This is a genomic window from Demequina capsici, assembly GCF_032102965.1.
Lineage (GTDB): Bacteria > Actinomycetota > Actinomycetes > Actinomycetales > Demequinaceae > Demequina > Demequina capsici.
Genome location: NZ_CP134880.1, coordinates 1269374 through 1285623, shown reverse-complemented (window position 1 = coordinate 1285623; position 16250 = coordinate 1269374). Strand labels below are relative to the sequence as shown.

Below are 16250 nucleotides of genomic sequence, written 5' to 3'. Positions count from 1 at the left end.
GGCTCGCCGTGGTCACGGCGCCGGCGGCGAGGCTCAGCGCTCGAACGACCACTCCCAATCGGTGATGAGCTTCGCGATCACCAGGCCCACGAGGATCGCGATGCCGGCGAGCACTACCTGCAGGATGCCGGAGACCGCGTCGATGTAGCGAGCCTCGTTGAGAGCCACGATCGCCTCGTGCGCCGGCACCCCGGGGATCTGCACCAGAGCAGCGGGCACCTGCAACGTGATCACGGGCCAGCGACCTCCCCGTGAGAACACCGCAGCGAGGATCCCGATCAGGATGCATGCCACCGCCGTGCCCATCTGGATGGCCATGCCGGAATGGACCAGCAGATTCCGGATCGCGTACGCGACCATGCCGATCCAGGCCGCGTTCAGCGCCATCGACCACGGCGAGTTGAACATCAGGGCGAATCCCAGGACGCCGACGAAGCTCGCCACAGCCCAGATGAGCACCTGGACCACGAGAGGCAGGGTCGCCTCCCGCTGCGACGTGTCGAGGCTGCTCATGAGCGACACCGCCCAGACAGCCACCGCCGCCCCGAGCACGATCATCGTGCCGTAGGCGACTCGCGACAGGCCTGCCGAGAAGTCGAGCTTGGCCATGTCGAGCGTGCCTGTGATCAGGGCGAAGCCAGGGAGCAGGAACAGCACCGAGGAGATGTAGCCCGACGCATGCACCTCGAGCCCCGGACCCACGAGCCCGATCAGACCCAGGACTCCGAGGTACAGGCTGGTGGCGAGGAACGCGGCGATCATGGTGGTGCCGAAGGCGTTGAAGCCCTTGTGCGCCAGCAGACGGCGCAGGTACTGGCCTGCCCCAGCGGCGACGAACACCGTCACGATCTCGATCACGTGGGCATGGTTGAGAGCGGCGAACCCCGCACAGGCGGCACCCGCGGCGGCGGCGTTGAACAGCGGGCTGTAGCGCGCAGGAGTGCGCTCGATCGCATCAAGGGAGCGGTGGATGTCACCGGGCGTGCTCGTGGCAGGCAGCTCGCGCCGGAACCGGTCCATGGCCGCGATGCGGTCCGCGTTCACGCCGGCCTTGCGCAGCTCGGCCACCTCCGTGCGGAAGCGATGGCCCACGCGCGACGTCAGCGTGATCTCGGTGAGCGTCACCTGCTCCTGCACCTGCTCCACGCCCAGCGAGCTGGCGACGGCCTGCATCGCCTGCTTCACGCGGTAGCTCGCCGTGCCTGCCTCGAGCATCATCAGGCCCGTGCGCATGATCGCACCGGAGCGGCGGCCCAGCTCGACGGAGTCGATCTCTGTCCCGGAAGTGGAAGCGTCGGTCACGTCGCCCATTGTTCACCACCGAGGTACCGGACATGCCTGGTCGATGGTCCCATGAGTAGCTCCGTCAGCGGCCCACTCGCCGGCGCCAGTCCGCGACGCGCGCCATCCGTTCACGGGTCACCGCGGAGCCGATCCGTTCGAGCGCCAGCGCGGTGACCGTCCCGACCGGGATCGCGACGGCGGCAGACGGCACCGTGTAGAGCAGCACGAGCGCCACAAGCACTCCGACTGCCACGAGCACGGCGCGGGCGGGCGCCGCCGTCCGCTGCATCACGGCGAGGTCGTCCTGCATGTCGATCTCCCTGTCCGCCTCGAGCAGCTCCTCCTCGAGCATCGGGCACCGGCGCGGCAGCCCGACCAGCGAGTGGTGGCGCAGCACGTGTCGCGACCCGACGGGCTGGACGCGCGCAGCGTGGTGGTATCCGTACGGGTGCACAGGGCACACGGGCCTGAGCTCGTCCTCGGTCATGCGTCGATCCTCGAGTGGTCCAGGTCGGCCGCGCCGGCCACGATGAAGTCACGGCGCGGACCGACGTCGTTGCCCATGAGCAGCTCGAAGACCCGCTCCGCAGCCTGGGCGTCGGCCGCAGTGATGCGGCGGAGCGTCCTGTGCTCCGGGTCCATGGTCGTCTCCGCGAGCTGGTCCGCGTCCATCTCACCCAGGCCCTTGTAGCGCTGGATGTCCTCCTTGTACCTGCGGCCCGCCCGCTTGAGGTCCCGCAGGGTCTCCTGAAGCTCCTTCTCGGAGTACGTGTAGATGTACTCGCGCTCGCGGCGGGCCGATCCCATGACCTCCACGCGGTGCAGCGGCGGCACCGCTGCGTACACGCGTCCTGCATCGACCATGGGACGCATGTAACGGAAGAACAGCGTGAGCAGGAGCGTACGGATGTGCGCACCGTCCACGTCGGCGTCCGTCATCAGGATGATCTTGCCGTAACGCGCCTGCTCCAGGTCGAACGTGCGTCCCGACCCCGCGCCGAGCACCTGGATGATGCTGGCGCACTCGGCGTTGTGCAGCATGTCGGTCACGGAGGCCTTCTGCACGTTCAGGATCTTGCCGCGGATGGGCAGGAGCGCCTGGAAGTCGGACCTGCGGGCGAGCTTCGCTGTGCCGAGCGCGCTGTCCCCCTCGACGATGAACAGCTCGGACGACTCGACGTCGTTGCTGCGGCAGTCGGCGAGCTTCGCGGGAAGGGACGACGTCTCGAGCGCGTTCTTGCGGCGCGAGATCTCCTTCTGCTTGCGCGCAGCGACGCGCGCACGCATCTCGGCGACGATCTTCTCCATCACGATGGTGGCCTGCGTCTTGTCGTCACGCTTGGAGGAGGACATGATCGCGCCGAGCTCGGTCTCGACCACCTTGGAGACGATCGCACGCACGGGCGTCGTGCCGAGCACCTCCTTGGTCTGGCCCTCGAACTGCGGCTCAGGGATCCGCACCGTGACGACGGCGGTGAGGCCGGCCATGATGTCGTCCTTCTCGATGCGCTCGGCACCGTCCTTGCCTGTCAGCTTGAGGCGACGGGCGTTGGTCTCGATCACCTTGCGCATCGCCTTCACCAGGCCCTGCTCGAAACCGGCCTGGTGGGTGCCACCCTTGGGGGTGGAGATGATGTTGACGAAGCTGCGGACCTCGTTGTCGTAGCCCTTGCCCCAGCGGAGCGCGACGTCGACCACGCAGTTGCGCTCGACCTCCTCGCTCTCCAGGTGTCCATTCGCCTTGAGGACCGGGACGGTCTCGGTGTACGTCGCCTCGCCGCGCAGCTCCCACGTGGCGGTCACGGCGGCGTCAGGAGCGACGAAGTCGACGAAGTCCTTTGCGCCGCCCTCGAACCTGAACGTCTGCTCGGACGGTTCCAGCGGGTTGCGCTCGTCGCGGACCACCAGCTCCAGCCCCGGCACCAGGAAGGCTGTCTGGCGCGCACGCGTGAGCAGATCCTCGAACGAGAACGACGCCGACTTGTTGAAGATCTGACGGTCTGCCCAGTAGCGCGTGCGCGTACCGGTGCGCGCCTTCGCGACCTTGCCCGTGGTCTCCAGCTTGGAGCCCGTGACGAACGGCGAGAACTCCGCCTGCGGGGTGGGCCCCGCGGCGGGGTCGGCGAAGTAGCCGGGCTCGCCCCTGCGGAAGGCCATGTGGTGGGTCTCTCCCCCACGGTCCACCCAGACGTCGAGGCGCTCGGACAGCGCGTTCACCACCGACGCGCCCACTCCGTGAAGGCCGCCCGACGCGGCGTACGAGCCGCCGCCGAACTTGCCACCCGCGTGCAGCTTCGTCATGACGACCTCGACGCCGGTCAGCCCGGTCTTCGGCTCGACGTCGACCGGGATGCCACGGCCGTTGTCACGTACCTCGACGGAGTCGTCCGGATACAGGATCACCTCGATGCGGCTGCCGAAGCCTCCGAGCGCCTCGTCGACGGAGTTGTCGATGATCTCCCAGAGACAGTGCATCAGGCCGCGGGAATCGGTCGTGCCGATGTACATGCCGGGTCGCTTGCGCACCGCCTCGAGACCTTCGAGGACGGAGAGATGGCGTGCCGAGTAGTCAGAACTCACGGACAGAGTCTACGGACCCGTCCGACACCCGCGTCCCGGGGCACGCCGCCGCGCCGATGACCCGCGTCAGGACGGCGGGCGGTGACGCACGCTCGTCATCGCGATGTTGTCGCTCTTGACGAAGAACCCGAGCTCCTCGTAGATCTCGCGGCCCATCGGCGTGGCGTGCAGCTCGACGACCTCGATGCCGCGCGCGTCCGTCTCCTTGAGCAGCGCGGTCATGATGGCGTGCGCGTAGCCCTTGCGCTGGTGCTGCGGCGCCGTCGACACCCATTGGACGTAGCCCACCTGATGCGACCTTGCGCCCGGCCTGGGCAGACGTGGGCCGATGTTCACCAGGCCGCAGCAGGCGAGCCCGCCCTCGGGCGCATCGATCACCATCCCGATCAGGTCCTCACCGAGCCTCAGGCGAACGGTGCGTGTCGACTCCGCAGCCCACTGCGGCGTCGGCTTGGCGCCCACAGCCTTGTACATCAGCGCACCGAGGTGCACGATCTCCGCCGCGTCCGCCGCGACGGCCTGCCTCACGCGCGGCTCAGTGCCACGCGACCGCGACGATGACATTCAGGATCGTGAGCCCTCCGACAGTGCCCCAGACGGGCACCGGGACGGCGTCCTTCTTACGGTTCATGATGATGAGCACGGTCACGACGAGCGCGACCAGCAGCTTCACCGTGATCTTCGCGTTGTCGACGTCGTCCCCGTGGCCGCGCGCATACGCGACGCCGACGAGCGCGATGCCTGTCACGAGCTGCGTCAGGGCACCGTGCATCATGCCGGGCGCGAACCGCTTCACCTTGTCGGACATGGAGTAGAGGAAGCCGCCCAGCAACGCAGCCAGGCCCAGGAAGTGCAGGATCAGCAGCACGGTGCGCAGGATCGTCACGTGAGGAACTCCTGTTCTCGACGCCGTATGGGGTGGTGGCGTCTCGCTCCGATGCTAGCGCCACGCCGCGCGCGGCTCGTGCGCGGCGGCAGATGGCGCGCCCTGCCACGACAGGTCCACCGGACGCGCACCGGCATGCTTCGGCGGTCCTAGTCTGAGCCCGTGACCGATGCCATGACCGCCCGCCGCTCGCCCGCGCTCGGCGCGCTCTTCGTGCTCACGGGGGCCTTCCTGTTCGGTTTCAACGGGTCCATGACGAAGGTGGTCATGCAGGCCGGGATCACGCCCGAGCAGCTGACGCTCTTCCGCGTGCTCGGCACGGCTGTCATCGCAGGCACGGTGCTGGCGATCACGGACCGCGCACAGCTCCGCCTCACGTGGCGCGACGCCGGGCGGTTCGCGGCGCTGGGCATCGCGGGGCTGGCCATGGTGCAGTGGCTCTACGCGGTCGCGATCAAGCATCTGCCGGTCGGCGTGGCGCTCCTGTTCGAGTACATGGCGGTCGTGATCGTCGCCATCGTCGCGCGGGTCGTGTTCAAGGAGAAGGTACATCCCCGGCTGTGGTGGGCGATCGGGGCCGTGCTCGTAGGCCTGGCGATCGTGGCGGAGGTGTGGGACTCGACCCTCTCGGGCGTCGGCGTCGCCGCGGGCCTGGCCGCGGCCTGCGCGTACGCCTTCTACTTCATCTCGGGCGAGCGCTCCGTGGCCGACCGGCCGCCGATGGCGGTCGCCTTCTGGGCGTCCGCGTTCGCGACCGCGTTCTGGCTGATGTTCTCGCAGTGGTGGCGGATCGCGCCGGGGACGTTCGCCGAGAACGTCTCGTTCGGGGGCTCGCTCGACGCGATCCACGCCCCTATGTGGGTTCCGCTCGTGGGGATGGTCGCGCTTGGCGCCTTCGCGCCGTTCACCCTGATCTTCATGTCGTTGAGGCACATCAGCGCGACCGCGTCCGGCATCCTGGCGACGTCTGAGGTGCTGTTCGCGTTCATCGTCGCGTGGCTGTGGCTCGGCGAGACGCTCGCGCCTCTCCCACTGGTGGGTGCTGCCGTAGTGCTGGTGGGAATCGTGATGGCGCAGACCGCGCGTGAGCGTGCGGTATCGCCCGACTCGGATGACGCTTTCGCTCTCGCGGTGCCGCCGGAGGCTCCCTGATCGGGGCTGCGAGTCGGACGGTGCCCTGCCGGAAGCGCGAAGGGGCGGCTCACCAGCCGGTGAGCCGCCCCTTCGCCGCGTTCGGGCCCTGATCAGTCCAGGTAGTCGCGCAGCACCTGCGAGCGTGACGGGTGACGCAGCTTCGACATGGTCTTGGACTCGATCTGGCGGATGCGCTCACGGGTGACGCCGAAGACCCGGCCGATCTCGTCGAGCGTCTTCGGCTGGCCGTCGGTGAGCCCGAAGCGCATGCCGACCACGCCCGCCTCGCGCTCGGACAGGGTGTCCATGACCTTCGACAGCTCCTCCTGGAGGAGCGTGAAGCCCACGGCGTCCGCAGGGACCACGGCCTCGGAGTCCTCGATGAGGTCTCCGAACTCCGAGTCGCCGTCCTCGCCCAGAGGGGTGTGGAGCGAGATGGGCTCGCGGCCGTACTTCTGGACCTCGACGACCTTCTCGGGCGTCATGTCCAGCTCCTTGGCGAGCTCCTCAGGCGTGGGCTCGCGGCCCAGATCCTGGAGCATCTGGCGCTGCACGCGAGCGAGCTTGTTGATGACCTCGACCATGTGGACGGGGATGCGGATGGTGCGCGCCTGGTCGGCCATGGCGCGCGTGATGGCCTGACGGATCCACCACGTCGCGTAGGTGGAGAACTTGTAGCCCTTGGTGTAGTCGAACTTCTCGACGGCACGGATGAGGCCGAGGTTGCCCTCCTGGATCAGGTCGAGGAACAGCATCCCGCGACCGGTGTAGCGCTTCGCGAGGGACACCACCAGACGCAGGTTCGCCTCGAGCAGGTGGTTCTTGGCGTGACGACCGTCGTTCGCGATCCACTCGAGCTCGCGACGCAGCTTGGGCGCGATCTTCTCGCCCGAGCCGAGCTTCTCCTCCGCGAACAGGCCCGCCTCGATGCGCTTCGCGAGGTCGACCTCCTGCTCGGCGTTGAGGAGCGCGACCTTGCCGATCTGCTTCAGATAGTCCTTCACCGGGTCTGCGGTGGCACCGGCGGTCGTGACCTGCTGGACGGGCGCGTCGTCGTCGGCGCCGCCCAGGACGAATCCACGGTCGGGCCCCTCGTCCTCGTCGTCCTTCACCTCGTCGGGACCGGCCTCATCGGCGAGATCGACCTCCTGCTCGGCGTCGTCAGCGTCCAGCGCCTCCGCCGCCTTGGGCGCGGCCTTCCTGGTCGTGGCGGTGGCCTTGGACGCCGTCTTCCTCGCGGTGGGCTTCTTGGCTGCGGTGGTCGTGGCGTTCTCCTTCGTCGTGTCGCCTTGGACAACGTCCAAGGCGGCCGGCCTGCTGCGTGGTAGCGTCACCGTTCCTCGTCCAGCCTCGTGGACCACGCGGTGACGACGGGCTCACCTTGGACAAGGCGGCACCGACGACCTCTCGCGTGGTGTGGGGGCTGAGCGATGAGGACGGTGACCGCCTCGCGCAAATCCATTAAAGTATAACGCCCGACGCAAGCGGATCGCTTCCCACATCTCCACGGCGCAGGCCGCGCACGTCGACACGCTCCTGTCACCCCGTCGCGCGGAGCCATCCCGGCCTGATTCCACGCCACGCGGTCTCCTGGACGAGCGCCGCAAGGCGTGATGCGGGGTCCGCAGCAAGTGCGAATCGCGCGGTGACGAGGCATTTCTCCGCGTCGCCCTGCCACCACGCGAGCAGTGCCCTCACGGCGAGCGCAGCGGCGCGCTCGTGCTCCCGCACAAGCTCCTGGACATCCGCGAGCGCGTCGTCGAGAGCACGCGCGACGTCACCCACGGGCCTCCGCGATCCGTGCATGACCTCATCCAGGCAACGCGACGCGTCGGAGTCGATCCGTTCGTGGAGGACCGCGTGGACCTGCTCGGATGAGCCGCCGAACGCTGTCACGATGACTGCATCGCGCACGGCGGGCACCCCCAGCGCCGCGCCGAGCCGTCCGGCCGTGGACGCTGACGGTCTGGTGCCGCGCATCGCGCGCGTCCACTCGTCGAGCGCGACATCCCGCCACGCGCCCTCGTCCCGCGCCCTGCGTGCAAGGAATCGTGCACGCGCGCGCCGGGCGCTCCTCCGGCGCTCGGACAGCGGCCTGTCCCGTTCCGGCTCCCGCGCGACCTCATCGCCGCAGGCGCCCTCGCGCACGTCCACCGGACGCCCGCCTGGCGGGCAGCACAGCGGGTCGTCGCATCCCGGCGCCCAGTAGCGGCCCGCGTGGATCACCCACGTGTCGCGGATCACGACGGAGTCCCGCAGGGCGAGGCAGAGACCCTCAGACGCCTCGGTGCCCCACGGCACAGGGTGCTCCGCATACTCGAGCACGACGAGCGCGCACGAGCGGGTCCTGTCCACCTCCGACGCGATCGCGCAGGCGAGCGCCGTGGCCACGTCGGACAGAAGGCAGTCCTCGCGGTCCAGCCGAGCCATCATGGTGACGCGGTCGGCCTGGTCGACGCCCAGCACGACGATGGAGTCGCGTGGCTCGAATCCCAGGAGCCGCGGCACGAGCGCGATCAGCTCGGCAGGTTCGGAGACTCGGATCGTTGGCTTCATGCGTCGAGGACATCGCACGCGGGCGCGCACCGCCGCAGGCCGGACACCATCAGGGGACGGGCGTGCGCGAAGCACGGTCTGGGGACGACGATCGAGGCCGGTGGCCCCTAGTCTTGACGCGTGCCAGCGAACCCGAGCCTTCCGCCCTTCGACGCTCTGCGTGCACGCGTCGAGATGCGCATGAGCGAGGTGCTCGCGGACACCGCCGACGCCGTCGCACCGGCAGGAGTCGCGGGCACCGAGGTCATCGAGGTTCTTGAGGCATCCTCGAAAGGTGGGAAGCGGCTGCGCGCGCTGCTCACGATGGCGTCCTTCGGAGCGAACGGTGGCGCGGACGACGATCGGGCGGCCGTCTCCGTCGCAGCCGCGCTCGAGTGGTTCCAGACGGCGGCGCTGATCCACGACGACGTGCTCGACGGCTCCGACACGAGACGCGGAGAGCCCGCCGCGCATCGTCGATTCGCCACCCTGCATGCGCACCTCGGTGAGGACGCCGCAGGCGAGCTCGGCCGTGCCGCGGGCGTCCTTGCCGGCGACATCGCGCTCATGACCGCGCATCGGGCCCTCGACTCGGCGCTCGTCGTCCTGCCTGACCCGGGACGCACCGCGTCGCTCTTCGCGTCGATGGAGGAGCTGGTGACGGCGGGCCAGTATCTGGACATGCGCATCGCCGCGGCGCCGCTGGAGTCGGTCGGTGAGCAGAGGGCCGACATCCTCGCCACGATGCGGTGCAAGACCGCCTCGTACTCGGCGGAGCACCCGCTCGCGCTCGGCGCCGCCCTTGCCGGTGCGGAAGCGTCACGGATCGACGCGATGCGCAGCATCGGCGTCCCGCTCGGGATCGCCTTCCAGCTCCGCGACGACGTGCTCGGGCTGGTCGGCAGCCCTGCGGTGACGGGCAAGCCGGCCGGGGACGACGTCCGTGAGGGCAAGCGCACGCTGCTGGTCTGGCACGCATGGACGCATGGCACCCAGAGCCACCGCACGGCGATCGCGGGCGCGCTGGGCAGGCGTGATGCGACGCCCGGAGAGATCGGCCGTGCCGTGGACGCGATCGTGGACGCAGGCGGCCTCGACGCCGCGGAGTGGGAGATCGCTGCGCTCACCGGGCCTGCCCTGGCCGCGCTCGAGGGTCTTGGGCTCCAGGATCCCGGCGTGACCGCCTTGAGGGACCTGTGCACGCGCCTCGTGACCCGCAGCTCGTGACGCCGCGGCGGCGCGGCCGCTAGAGGAGCGCCTGAGCCAGCCGTCGCACGGGAGCGCGCTGGCCCTCACGCAGCGCCGCCATGGGGGTCGCACCCAGCTCCTCTGCGAAGGTGAAGAGCCACTCCATCGCGGCATCGTCGTCGAACCCGGCGTCGAAGAGCACGGTCAGGGTGCCCTTGAGGGTCGCGAGCACGTGCGGCGCGTGATCGCCGGGCACGATGAAGTCCGCGGGCAGCATGAGCGCGCTGTTCTCACCCCGCCGCACGGCGATCAGCGCACGGTCGCGCAGCAGGTCGCGCACTCGTGCGTCGCGCACGGAGATGCGCGACGCGAACTCAGGGATGGACAGCCATTCGACGTCGGTGCTCACCGCACCAGGGTATAGAACGCGGGCCGGTCCCTCTTGCCGGACACCTGATCGTGACATACAGTCACTTGAGTCACATCTGTCACACCGGTATCAGATGTCACATTGGAGGTCGTCTTGCCCAGCGTTCGAATCACCAGCCGCGGCCTGCCGCGCGGCAGCCGCCGTACCGCGATCGGAGCGCTCGCCGCCCTTGCGATCTCGACGTTCGCCGCGCTTCCGGCGAACGCGGACGAACGCCATCGCGTCTCGTCGGGCGAGACGGTCAGCGGCCTCGCTGCCGCGTACGGCACGACCGTGTCCGCCATCGTCGACGCCAACCGGCTCGATGCGAGGGCCACCATCTACGTGGGCCAGACCCTTGCGATCCCGACCGGCACCTCCCCCGCGACGTCGGTCGCGATCGGCGCCACACACGTCGTCGTCCCGGGCGACACGGTCTGGGACCTCGCCAGAACGTACGGAACCACGGTCGCCGCCGTCGTCTCAGCCAACTCGCTCGGCGCGTCCGCCACGATCCGCATCGGTCAGAAGCTCACCATCCCGGGCCTCGCCAGCGCGAGCACCGCCACGACCAGCACCCCGGCCGCAACCACCGCTACCCACACAGTCGTCGCCGGGGACACCGTCTGGAACCTCGCTCGCACCTACGGCACCTCGGTGTCCGCGATCACGACGGCGAACTCGCTCGGCGCGTCCGCCACGATCCGGATCGGCCAGACGCTCACCATCCCCGGTGCCACCGCCGTGGGCAACGCCACCGCAGCGGGCAGCACCGCCACGCTCGCCACGGCCAGCAACATCGCCTCCTTCGGCGCGACCACCCAGTCGCACACCGTCGCGAGCGGCGAGACCCTGTCCAGCATCGCATCCAAGTACGGCGTGGCCGTGTCGACCATCGTCACCGCGAACGGCATCAAGAATCCGTCGTTGATCCGCATCGGGCAGGTCCTCACCATCCCCGGAGCGGTGCCGACCGGGCTCGTCGGCGACACCTTCGCAGGCAGGACCTACGCCTCCGACGTCGTCGCATCGGCGAACCAGAACAAGGCCACGCTGCTGTCGATGCAGGTGCCGTCCAGGAACGAGATGCAGGCCATGGTCGTGAGCACGGCACGCGCCATGGGCGTCGACACCGCCCTCGCCCAGGCCGTCGCCTACCAGGAGTCCGGCTTCAACATGCGCGCCGTCTCCCCTGCCAACGCCGTGGGCGTCATGCAGGTGATCCCCACGTCCGGCGCCTGGGCCTCAGACCTGGTGGGGACCGACCTCAACCTGCTGATCGCCCAGGACAACGTCACCGCCGGGGTGGCGATCCTGCGCCAGCTCACCCGCACCAGCAGCTCGCTCGAGACCGCGATCGCCGGCTACTACCAGGGAGCGGCCTCCGTGAGGAAGTACGGCATGGCGTCCGATACCCAGAGGTACGTCGCCAGCGTCCTGGCGCTCATGGAGCAATTCGGCTGACATGCTCGTTGTGACCGTGACCGCGGCCGCATCCGCACGCCTTCACGGCCGCTCCATGTCCCCGAACTAGAATGTGCCTGTGTCTGAGACCCTCACCGATCCCCTGCTCGGCCGCCTGATCGACGGCCGCTACGAGGTGCGCGCGCGCGTCGCCGCGGGGGGCATGGCCACGGTCTACGTCGCCTTCGATCGCCGACTCGAGCGCGAGGTCGCGATCAAGGTGATGAGTCCCAGGCTCGGCGAGGACGCCGACTCCGCTCGATTCGCGTCCCGGTTCCGACGCGAGGCCCGTGCCGCAGCCCGGCTCACCCACCCTGGCATGGTGCGCGTGTACGACCAGGGCGTCGACGGGGACATCTCGTACCTGACCATGGAGTACGTCGAGGGCGAGAACCTGCGCGCGCGGATCGCTCACGAGCGCACGCTCACCGTCGGCGAGGCGCTCGCGATCGGCGACCAGGTGCTCGACGCCCTGGCCGCCGCGCACCGGCTCGGACTCGTGCACCGCGACATCAAGCCGGAGAACGTCCTGCTGGACTCCGACGGTCGACCCAAGGTGGCCGACTTCGGCCTCTCACGCGCCATCGAGGACTCCACCGCAGGCGCCACCTCCGCAGGCGTGATCATGGGCACGGTCGCCTACCTCGGACCCGAGCTGGTGTCCCACGGCACCGCCGACGCCAGCACCGACGTGTACGCAGTCGGCATCCTGCTGTTCGAGATGCTCACCGGACGGCAGCCGTTCGTGGGCGGCTCCCCCATCGAGGTCGCCACCCAGCACGTGCACGGCGACATGCCCTCGCCCTCCGCCTTCGTGCCGTGGCTCCCCGCCGAGATCGACGCGCTCGTGCAGCGCATGACGGCCAGGGACCCGAAGGATCGCCCCACCGACGCCGCCGCGGCGCTCGTCGAGCTCCGCGAGGTCCGCGCGACCCTCGACGATCCGACGCTCGATCGTCGCGCGACTCCCCCGTCCGGCGCGATCCCGATCGACACGGATGACCCCGACGCCACCACCGTGCTGGACGCCGTGCCTCAAGGCACCACCGTCGTGCTCCCGGTGGGACTGGCGACGCTCCAGGATGAACCACCCGTCGAGGCCGAGATCGTGGACGAGGCGACCGCGCTCGTCACCCCTGACCGGGGCCGCACCCGGCCCGCCGTATGGATCGGGGCGCTCGCTGCCGCGGTCGCGGTCCTCGCACTGCTCGGCGTGTGGTGGTACAACGCGATCGGCCCAGGCGCCTACTCCGTCGTCCCCGACGTCACGGGCCAGACGGAGGCCGCAGCCACCGACACCCTCGAGACCGCCGGCTACACGGTGCTGCCCTCGCAGACCGACTACTCGGACTCCGTCGATGCGGGGCTCGTCATCTCCACGTCGCCCGAAGCCGAGGCGAGGGTGCTCAACGGTTCCGAGATCACCCTCACCATCTCCGCCGGACCGCAGATGGCGACGGTCCCCGACGTCGTCGGAACCGCACAGGATGACGCAGTCGGCGCTGTCACCGATGCCGGCTTCGGCAGTCCCGCCATCGCGCAGCAGTACTCCGACACGGTCGCGAGCGGAACCGTCTTGTCCGTGAGCCCCGACCAGGGTCAGGAGGTGCGCCATGACACGGCCGTCACGCTCACCGTCTCCCAGGGGCCCGAGCCGATCACCGTCCCCAACGTGTCCGGCATGACCGAGGACGATGCGGTCGCGACGCTCCAGAACGACTACGCGATGACGGTCACGGTCCAGTACGACCGCACCGACAAGGTCGACAAGGGCATCGTGTACGCCCAGACGCCCGCCGCCGGCGCCGACGGCTTCCGCACAGGCGCGATCACCATCACCGTCTCCGATGGCCTGCCTCTGGTCGAGGTGCCGGACTTCATCAACATGAAGGCGAAGGCAGCGCAGCAGGCCGCCGACGACGCGAACATCGTCGTCCAGTACAGCCCGCGGTTCTTCTCCTTCATCACCGGCGACCTTAAGAACGACTCGGTGATCGTCGACCAGAACGTGGCTCCCGGCACACAGGTCGAGCAGGGCTCGACGGTCTACCTGATCTACGACAACTGACGCCGGTCACCGGTCAGACGAGGAGGGGCCCGCATCTCACGATGCGGGCCCCTCCTCGTCTGCGGTTCCGCTAGCTGCGGGCGCTGAGAAGCTCCGCGACCAGGAACGCCATCTCCAGCGACTGCTGGTGGTTCAGACGCGGATCCACCTTCGTCTCATACCGGAACGCCAGACCCTCGTCGTCGATCTCCTCGGTGCCGCCGAGCACCTCGGTGACATCGTCACCGGTGAGCTCTACGTGCAGGCCTCCCGGCACGGTGCCGAGCGCACGATGCACCTCGAAGAACCCGGCGACCTCGTCGAGGATGGTGTCGAAGCTGCGCGTCTTGAAGCCCGACTCGGACGTGAACGTGTTCCCGTGCATCGGGTCGGTCAGCCAGGTCACGGGCACACCCGAGTCCCGCACGCCTTCGACGATGCCCGGCAGCACGTCACGCACCTTGTCCGCGCCCATGCGAGCGACGAACGTGAGCCGCCCCTCGATGCCGTTCGGGTTGAGCCGCTCGGAAAGCGCCAGAGCATCGGCCGCGGTCGAGGTCGGGCCGAGCTTCACCGCGATCGGGTTGTGGATCCTGGACATGAACTCGACGTGAGCGCCGTCCAGCTCTCGCGTGCGCTCCCCGATCCAGAGAAGGTGAGCCGAGCAGTCGTACGGCAGCCCGGACCGCGAGTCGATGCGCGTGAGCGCCCGCTCGTAGTCCAGCAGAAGCGCCTCGTGGCTCGAGAACATCTCGACGGTGCGCAGCGCGTCGAACTCCCCGCCCGCCGCCGCCATGAAGCGGACAGCGCGGTCGATCTCCCCAGCCATCTGGTCGTAGCGGGCGTACGCCGGGTTGGCGGCGAAGCCCTTGTTCCACTGGTGCACGCGCCGCAGATCGGCGAAGCCTCCCGTGGTGAACGCCCGGATGAGGTTCAGCGTCGACGCCGACACGTGGTACGCGTCGAGGAGTCGATCCGGGTTCGGGACCCGGGCCTCCTCCGTGAACGCGAACGAGTTCACGATGTCGCCGCGGTACGCGGGCAGCGTCACACCGTCGCGGGTCTCGGTGTCCGAGGACCGCGGCTTCGCGTACTGACCCGCCATACGGCCGATCTTGATGACCGGCGTCGATGCGCCATAGGTCAGCACGACCGCCATCTGCAGGATGGTCTTGATCTTGTTGCGGATCCTGTCCGCGGTCGCCTCTGCGAAGATCTCGGCGCAGTCGCCGCCTTGCAGAACGAAAGCCTCACCTCGACCGGCGGCTGCGAGGTGTCCTCGCAGCACGTCAGCCTCACCGGCGAAGACCAGCGGGGGGACCTCCCTCAGGCGTGCCGTGGCGCGCTCGAGGGCATCCTGGTCTGGCCAGGCTGGCTGCTGCTTCGCCTCGCACGCGAGGTACGAGTCGACGCCTGCCGCCTGGAGGGCTGCCTCGGTCATCCGTTATCCGGCCTGACCGATGTCCGACAGGAGCTCGGTGTACCAGGCAATAGCGGTATCGAAGGGCTTGTGTCCTGCGATGCGCGGGAACGCGATCGCCTTCAGCCGGTCGCCGTCCTCCTCGTCGTGCCCGATCACGCCGGCCTCGCCACGCAGCGCGCACTCGACGGCGTAGTCCGTCATCGACTTGATGAGACGCAGGTCCTCGGCATTGGCAGCCGCGGCACGCGAGTAGTAGCCCGACTTCTGGACCATGACCTTCTCTGCGCCCAGGCGCTCCGCGAACTGCTTCGCGAACCACTGGCCCGGGTTGATGGTGTCCAGCTTCACGTGACCGAACGGGTCGCGCTCGACCACACCGCCGGACTCCTCGATCTCCTTGATGATCTCGGGGACGCCCGCGCCCTCGGAGAGGAAGATGTTGACGTTGCCCACCTCATCCATGACGGTGCGCAGGCGCGCAGCCTCAGCATCGAGGTCGATCTTCGACTCGGGCACGTACACCGCGTGGATGTCCCAGCGCTCCTTGGTCAGGCCGATCCCGGGCAGGAAGGTCCGAGTGTCCAGGTCCTCGCGGTAGGACTTCGCGGCGGCTGCGGTGAGCCAGCCGCATGCGCGGCCCATGACCTCGTGGATGATCAGCATGCGAGGGCCGGAGCGGTGCTCGCCGATGATGTTGCGGCCGAACTTCGCCGCCTCCTCGGCAGCGGTCCAGGCTCCGAGCGACTGACGGATCGGCACCACGTCGTTGTCGATGGTCTTGGGCAGGCCCACGACGGTGAGACCGTAGTCGTGGTCCGCCAGGTAGGCGGCGAGGTCCGCGGCCGTGGTGTTCGTGTCATCGCCGCCGATCGTGTGGAGCACGTCGACGCCGTCGGCCTTGAGCTGCTCCGCGGCGACCTCGAGGGGGTTCTGACCCTCCTGGACGAGCCCGCGCTTCACGCAGTCGGCCGCGTTCGTGAGCTTGACGCGCGAGTTGCCGATGGGCGAGCCGCCGAACTCGTGGAGAAGGCCTGCGTGCTTGCGCACCTCGTCGTCGATGACGGTCTTCTTGCCGAGCAGCAGTCCCCAGTAGCCGTGCTCATAGGCGATGATCTCGATCTCGGGCGCGATCTCGGTGTAGCGCTCGATCAGACCTCCGACAGCGGAGGACAGGCAGGGGGCGAAGCCACCGGCGGTGAGCAGGGCGACACGGCGAACCGACATGGCGATTCCTTTCGATTTCGGTCGAGATTTCCTCGGCCATTCTAGGGGCGGACCCTCCCCGGTGCAGACGGCCCGA

General features: G+C 69.1%; 14 protein-coding genes. 4 read left to right on the top strand and 10 right to left on the bottom strand.

Annotated elements, in window-relative coordinates; genetic code table 11:
• Positions 1-33 precede the first annotated feature (33 nt).
• From RN607_RS06200 to RN607_RS06180, 5 genes are all read right to left on the bottom strand, one after another.
• The gene (locus tag RN607_RS06200) at positions 34-1302 is read right to left on the bottom strand and encodes a threonine/serine exporter family protein (RefSeq protein WP_313545075.1); all 1269 of its coding nucleotides are present in this window, start codon (positions 1300-1302) and stop codon (positions 34-36) included.
• A gap of 64 nt (positions 1303-1366) precedes the next feature.
• On the bottom strand, positions 1367-1771 hold the full coding sequence (locus RN607_RS06195; protein WP_313545073.1) for a hypothetical protein: 405 nt from the start codon (positions 1769-1771) through the stop codon (positions 1367-1369).
• Positions 1768-3864 carry a DNA gyrase/topoisomerase IV subunit B gene (locus RN607_RS06190; protein ID WP_313501056.1) on the bottom strand — a complete coding sequence of 699 codons (2097 nt, stop codon included), beginning with the start codon at positions 3862-3864 and terminating at the stop codon, positions 1768-1770. Before RN607_RS06190 ends, RN607_RS06195 begins: the two co-directional genes overlap by 4 nt.
• 66 nt (positions 3865-3930) lie before the next feature.
• Entirely contained in the window at positions 3931-4392 is a 462-nt protein-coding gene (locus RN607_RS06185) for a GNAT family N-acetyltransferase (protein WP_313501054.1), read from the bottom strand.
• Positions 4393-4399: 7 nt separating this feature from the next.
• The gene (locus RN607_RS06180; protein WP_313501051.1) at positions 4400-4750 is read right to left on the bottom strand and encodes a hypothetical protein; all 351 of its coding nucleotides are present in this window, start codon (positions 4748-4750) and stop codon (positions 4400-4402) included.
• 162 nt (positions 4751-4912) lie between these two features.
• Between RN607_RS06180 and RN607_RS06175 the strand changes: the two genes are divergently transcribed.
• Entirely contained in the window at positions 4913-5902 is a 990-nt protein-coding gene (locus RN607_RS06175) for an EamA family transporter (protein WP_313501048.1), read from the top strand.
• Positions 5903-5994: 92 nt separating this feature from the next.
• Here the strand turns inward: RN607_RS06175 and RN607_RS06170 are convergent, their stop codons facing one another.
• Both RN607_RS06170 and RN607_RS06165 read right to left on the bottom strand, forming a co-directional pair.
• The gene (locus tag RN607_RS06170) at positions 5995-7218 is read right to left on the bottom strand and encodes an RNA polymerase sigma factor (protein WP_313501045.1); all 1224 of its coding nucleotides are present in this window, start codon (positions 7216-7218) and stop codon (positions 5995-5997) included.
• Positions 7219-7423: 205 nt separating this feature from the next.
• Positions 7424-8440 (bottom strand): DUF4192 family protein, encoded by a 1017-nt coding sequence (locus RN607_RS06165; RefSeq protein WP_313545071.1) that lies wholly within the window; start codon positions 8438-8440, stop codon positions 7424-7426.
• Between the two features lie 120 nt (positions 8441-8560).
• Here RN607_RS06165 and RN607_RS06160 point away from each other — a divergent pair, with 120 nt between their 5' ends.
• Positions 8561-9646 carry a polyprenyl synthetase family protein gene (locus RN607_RS06160; protein WP_313545069.1) on the top strand — a complete coding sequence of 362 codons (1086 nt, stop codon included), beginning with the start codon at positions 8561-8563 and terminating at the stop codon, positions 9644-9646.
• Positions 9647-9665: 19 nt separating this feature from the next.
• Here RN607_RS06160 and RN607_RS06155 read toward each other — a convergent pair whose 3' ends face one another.
• Positions 9666-10016 (bottom strand): Rv2175c family DNA-binding protein, encoded by a 351-nt coding sequence (locus tag RN607_RS06155; RefSeq protein ID WP_313501040.1) that lies wholly within the window; start codon positions 10014-10016, stop codon positions 9666-9668.
• A 114-nt stretch (positions 10017-10130) separates the two neighbouring features.
• Between RN607_RS06155 and RN607_RS06150 the strand changes: the two genes are divergently transcribed.
• Together RN607_RS06150 and pknB are read left to right on the top strand one after the other, a co-directional pair.
• Positions 10131-11480 (top strand): LysM peptidoglycan-binding domain-containing protein, encoded by a 1350-nt coding sequence (locus tag RN607_RS06150; protein WP_313545067.1) that lies wholly within the window; start codon positions 10131-10133, stop codon positions 11478-11480.
• A 79-nt stretch (positions 11481-11559) separates the two neighbouring features.
• A complete protein-coding gene (gene pknB / locus RN607_RS06145) occupies positions 11560-13548 on the top strand; it encodes a Stk1 family PASTA domain-containing Ser/Thr kinase (protein WP_313501038.1) in 1989 nt (662 codons plus the stop codon).
• A 70-nt stretch (positions 13549-13618) separates the two neighbouring features.
• Here pknB and RN607_RS06140 read toward each other — a convergent pair whose 3' ends face one another.
• On the bottom strand, positions 13619-14968 hold the full coding sequence (locus tag RN607_RS06140; RefSeq protein ID WP_313501037.1) for a class II 3-deoxy-7-phosphoheptulonate synthase: 1350 nt from the start codon (positions 14966-14968) through the stop codon (positions 13619-13621).
• A 3-nt stretch (positions 14969-14971) separates the two neighbouring features.
• The gene (locus RN607_RS06135; RefSeq protein ID WP_313545065.1) at positions 14972-16174 is read right to left on the bottom strand and encodes a pyrophosphate--fructose-6-phosphate 1-phosphotransferase; all 1203 of its coding nucleotides are present in this window, start codon (positions 16172-16174) and stop codon (positions 14972-14974) included.
• Between the last annotated feature and the right edge of the window lie 76 nt (positions 16175-16250).